Origin of the sequence: Allobosea eneae, from assembly GCF_042657265.1 — a bacterium.
GTDB lineage: Bacteria > Pseudomonadota > Alphaproteobacteria > Rhizobiales > Beijerinckiaceae > Allobosea > Allobosea eneae.
Window position 1 is genome coordinate 20,600 of the sequence record NZ_JBHSLW010000015.1, and the last position, 9,580, is coordinate 30,179.

The 9,580-nt window shown below is 65.5% G+C and carries 8 protein-coding genes; 7 read left to right on the forward strand and 1 reads right to left on the reverse strand.

Annotation, left to right across the window (positions count from 1 at the left end; genetic code table 11):
• Nucleotides 1–14: 14 nt before the first annotated feature.
• On the reverse strand, nucleotides 15–1,952 hold the full coding sequence (asnB, locus tag ACFPOB_RS12705) for an asparagine synthase (glutamine-hydrolyzing) (RefSeq protein ID WP_377798814.1): 1,938 nt from the start codon (nucleotides 1,950–1,952) through the stop codon (nucleotides 15–17).
• Nucleotides 1,953–2,298: 346 nt separating this feature from the next.
• Between asnB and ACFPOB_RS12710 the strand changes: the two genes are divergently transcribed.
• From ACFPOB_RS12710 to ACFPOB_RS12740, 7 genes are all read left to right on the forward strand, one after another.
• Nucleotides 2,299–3,804, forward strand: a complete 1,506-nt coding sequence (locus ACFPOB_RS12710) for a GumC family protein (protein WP_377798816.1) — start codon at nucleotides 2,299–2,301, stop codon at nucleotides 3,802–3,804.
• An 11-nt stretch (nucleotides 3,805–3,815) separates the two neighbouring features.
• Nucleotides 3,816–5,150 carry an O-antigen ligase family protein gene (locus ACFPOB_RS12715; protein ID WP_377798817.1) on the forward strand — a complete coding sequence of 445 codons (1,335 nt, stop codon included), beginning with the start codon at nucleotides 3,816–3,818 and terminating at the stop codon, nucleotides 5,148–5,150.
• A complete protein-coding gene (locus tag ACFPOB_RS12720; protein WP_377798819.1) occupies nucleotides 5,143–5,913 on the forward strand; it encodes a polysaccharide deacetylase family protein in 771 nt (256 codons plus the stop codon). The genes ACFPOB_RS12715 and ACFPOB_RS12720 overlap by 8 nt, the downstream gene beginning before the upstream one ends.
• Before the next feature lie 10 nt (nucleotides 5,914–5,923).
• On the forward strand, nucleotides 5,924–7,165 hold the full coding sequence (locus tag ACFPOB_RS12725) for a glycosyltransferase family 4 protein (protein ID WP_377798821.1): 1,242 nt from the start codon (nucleotides 5,924–5,926) through the stop codon (nucleotides 7,163–7,165).
• Between the two features lie 265 nt (nucleotides 7,166–7,430).
• The gene (locus ACFPOB_RS12730) at nucleotides 7,431–8,588 is read left to right on the forward strand and encodes a glycosyltransferase family 4 protein (protein ID WP_377798825.1); all 1,158 of its coding nucleotides are present in this window, start codon (nucleotides 7,431–7,433) and stop codon (nucleotides 8,586–8,588) included.
• Nucleotides 8,589–8,658: 70 nt separating this feature from the next.
• The gene (locus ACFPOB_RS12735; RefSeq protein ID WP_377798822.1) at nucleotides 8,659–9,027 is read left to right on the forward strand and encodes a VanZ family protein; all 369 of its coding nucleotides are present in this window, start codon (nucleotides 8,659–8,661) and stop codon (nucleotides 9,025–9,027) included.
• A gap of 149 nt (nucleotides 9,028–9,176) precedes the next feature.
• Nucleotides 9,177–9,371 (forward strand): DUF6494 family protein, encoded by a 195-nt coding sequence (locus tag ACFPOB_RS12740; RefSeq protein ID WP_316016409.1) that lies wholly within the window; start codon nucleotides 9,177–9,179, stop codon nucleotides 9,369–9,371.
• Nucleotides 9,372–9,580 lie beyond the last annotated feature (209 nt).

Sequence of the window (9,580 nt, forward strand, 5' to 3'; positions counted from 1 at the left end):
TTCTGAAGATGATGTCAGGCGGCCTTCGAACTCTGGCTGTCGGCACCGGTGAAGGTCTTGAGCCAGAGCTGCGTCGACAGGATGCCGACGAAGGCCGCATTGTCGCGGAAGCCGGAGGCGGGACGCGTGCGGCACTTCTCGTGCAGTTTCGCCACCGCTTTCGGGTTGAAGAGGCCACTCGCGCCGATCTCGGCCTCGCCGAGCGCTGCATCGACATAGTCGGCGGCACCGGCGCCGACGAAGGAGGCGCTGTCGGGAGCGCGATAGGGCTGCTTGCTGCGCTGGCCGATCGAGGGTGGCAGCAGGTCCTTGGTCGCCTCGCGCAGGATATGCTTCTCGACGAGGCCTTTCAGCTTCATCTCGGGCGGCAGGCTCGCCGCGAATTCGACCAGCTGGTGGTCGAGGAAGGGGAAACGTCCCTCGATGCCATGCGCCATCGCCATCCGGTCGCCCTGGCTTGAGAGAATGTAGCCGGGCAGCAGGAAGCGGGCCTCGAGATACTGCGCCTGATGCAGCGGATGCCAGCGCGCGAACGCCTCCGGCAGGCGCGAGACCATCTCGTCGGCAGCGTCGTAATTCGCGAGGCTGGCGCGCAGATCGCCCGAGAAGAACAGCTTGGTCGCGGCCGTGCCGTCGAGGCGTGGCCGGTGCGAGTAGAGCGGGTCGCCAAGGGCGTGGCCGTTCGCGCCGAAGAAGGAGGCGAGATACTCCGCCGATTGCTGCCTGAGGCCGGGCAGGTAGGGGTAGAGCTTGCGGAAGAGATGCGGCCTGATGCGCGAGCCCGGCTGGCGCGCGCAGAAGCGGCGCACCCTGTTTTCCTTGAAGATATCGTAGCCGGCAAAGACCTCGTCGGCGCCCTCGCCGGTCAGCACGACTTTCAGCCCGGCCTCGCGCACCAGCCCGGAGAGCTTGAACAGCGGGGCGGGAGCCGTCCGGATGATCGGCCGCTCGGTGAAACGGATGACATCGGGGAAGACCGCGGCGATGTCGCCGTCGCGGCAGGCGACCGCGCTGTGCTGCGTGCCGAGCGCGCGCGCCATCTCCAGCTGGAATTCGCTCTCGTCATGCTCGGCGCTGTCGAAGGTGACGGAGAACGTCCTGAGCCCGCCCGGCGCCATGCCGGCGGCGAGCGCCGAGGTGATCGAGGAATCGAGCCCGCCCGAGAGGTAGGAGCCGACCGGAACGTCGGCCCGCATGCGGATGCGGGTCGCCTCGGTCAGCAGGGCGCGCAGCTCCTCGGCCGCTTCGCGTTCGTCCTTGTGACGTGAGGGTGCATCGCGGTCAGGATAGTCCAGGCTCCAATAGGGCCGGGTCGAGACGCCGCCTTCCTGCACGATCATCAGGCTCGCCGGCTCGAGCTCGCAGACGTCGCGGAAGGCCGTGCGCGGCGCGATCGGCGCCCACAGCGTGAAGATCTGGTCGAGGGCGACAGGATCGATCTCTGCGCTCACCCCGGGCACCTGGAGCAGCGCCTTGACCTCGGAGGCGAAATAGAAGCGCTCTCCCTGGCGGGTGTAGAACAGCGGCCTGACGCCCATGCGGTCGCGCGCGAGGACCATGCGGCGGCGGCGGGCATCCCAGATCGCGAAGGCGAAATCGCCGTTGAGGCGCGAGAGGCAGTCCTCCCCCATCTCGTCATAGAGATGCAGGATCACTTCGGTGTCGCTCGCGGTCCTGAAGCGGCGGCCCTTGGCCTGCAGCTCGTCGCGCAGCTCGACATAGTTGAAGATTTCGCCGTTGAAGGCGATCGTCAGTTCGCCTGATGCATCCGACATCGGCTGCTGGCCGTCGCCGAGGCCGACGATGGAAAGCCGCGCATGGCCGAGGCCGGCATCATCAGTCGTGAAGAAGCCCTGCGCGTCGGGGCCGCGATGGGCGATCGCGGCCGTCATCCTTTCAAGGAGATCTCTCCCATCCCGGCCAGGGCCGAAATAGCCGACAAAACCACACATACCGAGATGTTTCCGAAAGTTCGGCCAGTTGTCCCCTGATTATAACCAGCCGGACGAGGGTAGGCGTTAACGCCGCCGGATATTCACGGGAATGGTAAATTTTGGAAGGCGTGGAAAGCGCAAGGGAAGGCTGCAACAGGCCGGCCCGACAATTTGGCAGCCAGTATCTGGATGCCGGCCAATACCCCGAGGACGCGGTGAGACCGCTCGGGCGCCGCATTCGGTCCTTGCCGTGTTTCCTACTGGATTAACGCAATGTTCAGGGGGGTATGCCTAGCTCTCAGGCAGAGTTGCGGGAGGCAGGTGCGTCTCTTCCGCCTTGAGTTGCGTACGAGGGCGAAGCGTAATGTACGGGCCGAAGGAGTCGGAGCAGCGCCAGACGCCTCGCCCCGTCGGCCAGGGTCGCGGGGCCAGGGCGGCCGCCGATTTCGTGGTCGGTTCCGACGGCACTGCCGCTGTCGCGGAGAAAAGCCCGCTCGCGCGTCTCGGCCAGCTTGGCCGTGTCGGGGTCGATGATGTCCTCACCTGGCTTCGTGACGGAATCGGCTGGATCATCGGCGCCATCATTGTCTGCCTGGTCGGCGCGCTGCTCTATGCCGTGGTGACGCCGCCGCGCTACACCGTCTACACCGATATCCTGATCGATCCCTCCAACCTCAATGTCGTGCGGGACGACGTCTTCACCTCCAACCCGCAGCGCGACGCGCAGCTCCTGGAAGTCGAGAGCAAGCTCAGGATCCTGACCTCGCGCAACGTGCTGTCGCGTGTGATCGACAAGCTCGACCTGACCAATGATCCTGAATTCGTCAAGCCGGGCCTGCTGGCGCCGCTCTGGAACCTGATCTCGCCGGCGGAGGTCGCCCGCGACAACCGGCTGGCCGTGATGCGCGCGCTTTCGGAGCGCGTCGATGCACGGCGCGAGGAGCGATCCTTCGTCGTGGTCATGCGATTCTGGGCCGAGGAGCCGGAGAAGGCGGTGACGATCTCGAACGCCATCGTCGATGCCTTCGAGGCGGAGCTCTTCCAATCCTCTGCCGAAAGCGCCGGCCGGGTGGTGAAGAACCTCAACAACCGCCTGGACGAGCTGCGCCGCAACGTCACCGAGGCGGAGCAGCGGGTCGAGGATTTCCGTCGTTCGAAAGGGTTGCAGCTGAACAATGGCGAGCCGGTCAGCGCCCGGCTTTCGAGCGAACTCAACACCCAGGTGCTCGATGCCCAGCAGCGCTTCATCCAGGCGGAGACCCGCTACCGGCAGATGAGCGCGGCGATCGCCGAGCGGCGGACGACCAGCGCGGCGATCTTCGATTCCGCGACCATGGTCAGCCTGCGCGCGCAGCTCAACCAGCTCCAGCAGCAGATCGGTTCGATCAGGGCGACGTTCGGAACGCGGCACCCGCAGATGGTTACGGCCCTGTCCGAGCAGCAGGCGATCGAGGCCGCCTTGGCACGCGAGGCTCGGCGCATCCTTGATGGCGCGCGGGCGGAGTTCGAGCGGGAGCGCTCAAACCTCGCGACATTGCGCGGCAAGGCGAGTGACGAGAAGTCGAACGTCTTCAGCGACAATGAGGAGCAGGTCCAGCTGCGCGACCTCCAGCGCGATGCACGGGCCAAGGCCGCGCTCTACGAGACCCATCTCGCCCGCACCCAGCAGATCGGCGAGCGCCAGCAGATCGACACCAGCAATGTCCGCGTCATCTCGCGGCCGCTGCCGCCGAAGGCGCGCAGCTGGCCGCCGCGGACGCTGATCCTGCTCGGGGCGGCTGCCTTCCTCGGACTTTTCCTGGGGATCGCGATCGCCCTGGCGCGCGGAGCGTGGCGCTATCTGCGCGATCCGCGGCTTGCCGCCGCCTGAGGGCGCCCGGCATGGAGGACGCGATCGACAGAGGAGGAGGTGGGCCGGAAGCCTTTCGGGCGCGCGTCGGCACCTTCCTCTTCCTGGTGGTGTTCCTGTTCTCCTGGATAACCCTCAGCCCCTTCGTCGATCTCTCCGGCGCGGCGGTTCTCGTTCAGTCGTCGCGGGCCTCGAGCGCGTTAAACCAGCTCCTGTCGCTCGGGTTGTTCGCCTGCATGCTCGGCTTCGGCCTGCTGCACCCGATGCGTCGCATCATCCTTCAGCCGCGCGTATTGCTGTCGCTGATCTTCGCCTGGCTCGGCTTCGTTTCGATCATCCTGTCCGCCTATCCGTTCCAGGGCATCAAGGGCATGGTCCTGGCCGTGATCTCGGTCGTCAATGCCAGCGTCTTTCTTCTGCTGCCGCGTTGCGAGAAGCACTTCGCAAGGCTGCTCGGCATCGGCTGTCTGATCGTCCTGTCGGTCGCCTATTACGGCATCCTTTTCAAGCCGAGCTTGTCGATCCATCAGGCCTCCGAAGCGCTCGAGCAGATCAATGCCGGCCTTTGGCGCGGCCATTTCCGGCACAAGAACGAGGCCGCGGTCGCCATGGTGGTCATGGCGCTCTTCGGCCTTTTCGTCATGAACGTCTGGTCGCGCCTGGCCGGCATCGTGATCGTCTGCCTGGCCTTCGTTTTCCTCGTCAACACCGGTGGCAAGACCTCAACGGCGATGCTGCCGGCCGTGCTGGTCGTCGCCTGGGTCTTCGAGAAAGTGCGCGTCCTGCGCGTGCCGATCGCCATCGGCGGCGTCGCGCTGTTCAATCTCTTCGCCATCGGCTCGGCCGTCATCCGGCCGCTCGGCGATTTCGTCTCGGATCTGGGCATCGACGCGACCTTCACCAACCGGGCCGATGTCTGGCGCCTGGCCTTCTCGGCGATCGCCGAGAACCCGCTGGTCGGCTATGGCATGAAGGGCTTCTGGCAGACTTCGCAGCTCGTCAACGGCGGCGGTTCGGTCGAGACCTGGGCGGTGGCGGCAGCCCATGCTCATAATTCCTATCTCGAAGTGATCCTGATGATGGGCGTTCCGGGCCTCGTGCTGGCTCTGGCCTGGCTGATCGCCCTGCCGCTCTACCATATCTCCCGCATCGACCCGGAAAACGAGCACAGCCATCTCACCCGGCTCTTCATCAGGATCTGGCTCTACGTGATTTTCCACGCCTGCCTGGAAAGCCTGTTCTTCGAGGGCGCCAATCCGCTCTGGTTCACCTTCCTGATCGTGATCTACGGGCTCTTCCTCCAAACCTCCGCGGCGCTGACCCCCGCAACCGAACCGAAGCCACAGGGGATCGTCGCACATGCCTAGCCTGTTCGAACAGATCGGGGGCAAGGGGGGCCGGATCGACCGGCTGGCGAACCGCCTGATCTGGAAGTTCGCCGGCCCTCGGCGTGCTCTCGAAACCGACGCGCCGCTGGTCTCCTTCACCTTCGACGACGTGCCCGACAGTGCCCTGCACGAAGGCGCCGCGATCCTCGAACGGCATGGGGTTCGCGGGACCTTCTATATTGCCGGCGGGCTCGCCGGGCAGGTCGAGCCCGAGCGGGTGCTGATCGGGCCGGAGGGCTGCCGGGAGCTCGCCGAGCGCGGCCATGAGGTCGGCTGCCACACCTTCTCGCATCGCCGGGTCCGGGACATGCCCCGGGCCGAGCTGGCGGGCGACCTCGACCGCAATGCGGCCTACCTCGCCGGAACAGGGATTGTCGCGCCTCCGGTCAATTTCGCCTTTCCCTACAATGCCGCCTGGCCGCCGGCCCGCTCCGAATTCCGGCGTCGTTTCCGCAGCTGTCGTGGCGCCGGCGAGGCGATCAATCGCGGTCGTGTCGATCCCCTGATGCTGCAGGCCGTCGAGATCCGCCAGCCGGAAGAGGAAGCACGCGCCCTTACCGGCTGGATCGACGAGGTGGCGCGGACGCCCGGCTGGCTCGTCTTCTTCACCCACGACATTGCAGCGCGTCCGACGCAATATGGCTGCACGCCCCAAACCTTCGATCGCCTCGTTGCCCATGCGGTCGCGCGCGGATGCGCTGTCCTGCCGGTCGACCGGGCGCTCGATCGGCTCGGCTGGTAAGGAGAGGGCGGTGTCGCATTCACAACCGGCCGAGAAGCGCCTGCTGGCGATCAACAATTACTTCTATCGCCGCGGCGGTGCCGAGGCGGTCTTCTTCGACCATATCGCGATGTTCTCGCAGATCGGCTGGGACGTCGTGCCCTTCGCCATGCAGCATGAGAACAATGCGCCCTCGCCATGGTCGGAGTACTTCGTCTCCGAGATCGAATATGGCCGGCGCACGAGCCCGCTGCGCAAGGTCGCGCAGGCCGCCAGCATCATCTATTCGCGCGAGGCCCAGCGCAATCTCGCGCGGCTGATCGAGCAGGCGCGGCCCTCCATCGCCCATGCCCACAATGTCTATCATCACCTCTCGCCGGCGATCTTCTCGACCCTGAAGGCTGCCGGCATCCCGGTGGTGATGACGGCGCACGATCTGAAGCTCGCCTGCCCGTCCTACAAGATGCTGCGCGATGGCAAGGTCTGTGAGGACTGCAAGGGCGGGCGGATCCACAACGTCCTGCGTCATCGCTGCATCAAGGATTCGGTGGCGCTCAGCGGGCTCGTCCTGGTCGAGACCATGGTCCACCGGGCACTCGGCCTCTACCGTGAAAAGCTCGACCGGATCGTCGTCCCCAGCCGTTTCTACATCGAGAAGCTGGTGGAGTGGGGCTGGCCGCGCGAGAAGCTGGTCTATGTTCCCAATTTCGTCGATGTGGAGAGCTATCGGCCGGAATGGGACGAGGGCGACTATGTCGTCTTCGCGGGGCGACTGGCGCCGGAAAAGGGCCTCGCGACGCTGATCCAGGCGGCGGCGCTTGCCGGGCAGCGGCTCGTGCTCGCTGGAACCGGGCCGGAGGAAGCGGCGCTGCGCGAGCTCGTCGCCCGGACCGGCGCGGATGCGAGCTTCGTCGGGCATCTCTCGGGACAGGAATTGCATCGCCTGATCGGGGAGTCGCGGGCGCTCGTCCTGCCGTCGGAGTGGTACGAGAATGCGCCGATCAGCATCCTCGAGGCCTATGCGCTCGGGCGCCCGGTGATAGGCGCCGCCATCGGCGGCATTCCGGAGATGATCAGGGATGGCGAGACCGGTCTGCTCGCCGCCGCGGGTGATGTCGAGGACCTTGCGCGGAAGCTATCGGATCTGACGGCGCTTTCAGGCGCGGACCGCGCGCGTATGGGCCGGGCGGGGCGCGCCTGGATCGCGAGCGAGTTTTCTGCTGCCGCCTATCGTAACCGGACGCTCGATCTCTACGGAAAGCTCGGCAGTTGAAGTCAATGCCTGGGCAGAGACGTAAAGGTTAACGCATAAAAAGCCGCATGACTCCGATGGCGTCGCTTGCGGTTGGGCCGACGGCTTTTGTATTCCTGCTATATCTTGGGTCGGATGCTTCCCGAGTCGCAGAGCTTTCCGGCCCTCAGGGAGATCTTTTCGAGTTTGTGAGGGGAAACTGCAAAGCCTGCTGGCTTGCAACGTCGCGCACCGATTCTGCTGGGCGCGACGGGCGGAGGCGACCATGACCAGTCTTCCCATCGAGATGCCGCCTGGAAAATCGGCTTCCGCGGCGGCAAGGCCCGAGCCTCGGCGACGGATCGTCTTCCTCGGCCTGCGTGGCATTCCCAATGTCCAGGGCGGCGTCGAGAAGCACGTCGAGATGCTCGCCGGTGAATTGACTGCCTGTGGATGGGATGTCGAGGTCATCGGCCGCAGCCGCTATCTGCCGCATCTCGCCTCGGGTTCGTGGAACGGCATTCGCATCTTCCCGCTATGGGCGCCGCGCAAGATGGCGCTCGAAGCCATCGTCCATACCTTCCTCGGCGTCTGGTTCGCGGCGCTGCGCCGGCCCGATATCCTGCACATCCATGCTGTCGGCCCGGCCTTGTTCGTTCCGCTCGCCCGGTTGCTCGGCCTCAGGGTGGTCGTCACCCATCACGGCTATGACTATGAGCGCCAGAAATGGGGTGGCTTCGCCCGGCGCGTGCTCAAGCTCGGCGAGTATTTCGGCATGCGCTTGTCGCACGGCCGTATCGCGGTTTCCAGCCAGGTCGCGCGGGCCATGGTGGAGCGCTATGCGGCGCCCGTGACCTATGTGCCGAACGGCGTGAGTGTCGCACGCCCTGCAGCCAAGACCGGAATTCTCGCCGAGTTCGCCCTGCAGCCGAAACGCTATGTCCTGCTGGCGGCCCGCTTCGTCCCGGAGAAGCGGCAGACCGACCTGATCAAGGCTTTCGCAAAATGCGGTGATCCGGGCTTCAGTCTGGTCCTGGCCGGTGGCGCGGAGTTCGAGACGCCCTATTCCCGTGAGGTGAGGGCTCTGGCGAAGAGCGTGCCCGGAGTCGTGCTGACCGGCTTCCAGACCGGCGACAGGCTGGCGGAACTCTTCGTCAACGCCGCGCTCTTCGTGCTGCCGTCGAGCCATGAGGGCATGCCGATCGCGCTGCTCGAGGCGATGGCCTCGGGCCTGCCGGTCCTCGCCAGCGACATCGCTGCCAACAAGGAACTCGGCCTGCCGGCCGACGACTATTTCCCGCTCGGGGATGTCGATGCGCTGGCGACGGCGATGGCGGCCAAGATGGCGCATCCGCCGAGCGAGGAGCAGGCACGCGCCCGGATGCGCGAGGTCGAACAGGCCTATAGCTGGGCGAGCGTTGCCCAGAAGACGCTCCAGGTCTACCGCGGCTTGCTGGCGAGATAGCTTGCTTGCGCCGGGAGCGCGCTCGCGCGACAAGGCCGGCTCGCCGCCCCCGTCCCCTCAAGAGCAGGTCATGAATCCGAAGAGACTTCTGCGCGTCCTGCCCTGGCTCACGCTCGCCTTCATCGCCTTCGTCACTCTGTCCTCGATTGAGATGCGCCCGCATATCGGCGATGCGGTTCACCTTGAACGTTTCGGGGCCTTCGGGCTTCTGGGCTTCCTGTTCGCGGCTGTCTATCCGCGGCGCATCGCGGTCGTTCTGCTGCTCGTCGTTGTGGTCACGATCGGGTTGGAATTCTTCCAGCTGCTTTCGCCGAGCCGGCATGCCCGGTTGGTCGATCTGCTCGTCAAGCTGGCGGGCGGCATCTGTGGCGTCGCAGCCTGCTGGCTGGGATTGCGATTTCTGCCGGGATTTCGCGGCCTGCTCGCGCGCTTATCCTGACTGTCGGTACCTTTCTCCGGTGGGGTGCTACCACATTCGGCCGGAGCGGTGCTGTCCTGGCCTTGCGATGGTGCGCATCACCTCTTCCGTTGCGCTATGATGCGGGGCGGTCCCGCCCCCGGAGCGGTGGCTCGCCTTGGAGGCAGATCATGGATGAAGACCGTTTCAATATGGCAGTCCGCAAGTTCCTGAAGGAGGTCGGCGTGACCTCGCAACGCGAGATCGAGCGCATCGTGCGCGACGGCACGGCTCAAGGAGGACGCGTGCGCCTGCGCATGACGCTGACCTCGGAGGATGCTCCCGCGCTCCAGCACGTGGTCGAGACGACGATCGAACTTCGGTGACGCGGAGCTAGAGCATTTCCGCAATTCTCTGAATCTCGGAAATGCTCTAATTCTTTGTTTTATCGCATTTTCTTCACGCGAACCGGTGCCCACTTCGCTCGACAATGCTCTAGCAGGCTGTTGAAAAACCCGCTCGCCGCAGGGCATTCGGCGTGATTCATTGTCTTCGAAGGGGTTCGGAGATCGGTGCATGCGCGGTGACGACAATC

Excerpts from the sequence above, each read along its gene's own strand:
- ACFPOB_RS12715 (WP_377798817.1), top strand. The coding sequence starts at position 3,816 with ATGGAGGACGCGATCGACAGAGGAGGAGGTGGGCCGGAAGCCTTTCGG.
- ACFPOB_RS12740 (WP_316016409.1), top strand. The coding sequence starts at position 9,177 with ATGGATGAAGACCGTTTCAATATGGCAGTCCGCAAGTTCCTGAAGGAG.
- ACFPOB_RS12730 (WP_377798825.1), top strand. The coding sequence starts at position 7,431 with ATGCCGCCTGGAAAATCGGCTTCCGCGGCGGCAAGGCCCGAGCCTCGG.
- asnB (WP_377798814.1), bottom strand. The coding sequence starts at position 1,952 with ATGTGTGGTTTTGTCGGCTATTTCGGCCCTGGCCGGGATGGGAGAGAT.
- ACFPOB_RS12710 (WP_377798816.1), top strand. The coding sequence starts at position 2,299 with ATGTACGGGCCGAAGGAGTCGGAGCAGCGCCAGACGCCTCGCCCCGTC.
- ACFPOB_RS12720 (WP_377798819.1), top strand. The coding sequence starts at position 5,143 with ATGCCTAGCCTGTTCGAACAGATCGGGGGCAAGGGGGGCCGGATCGAC.
- ACFPOB_RS12735 (WP_377798822.1), top strand. The coding sequence starts at position 8,659 with ATGAATCCGAAGAGACTTCTGCGCGTCCTGCCCTGGCTCACGCTCGCC.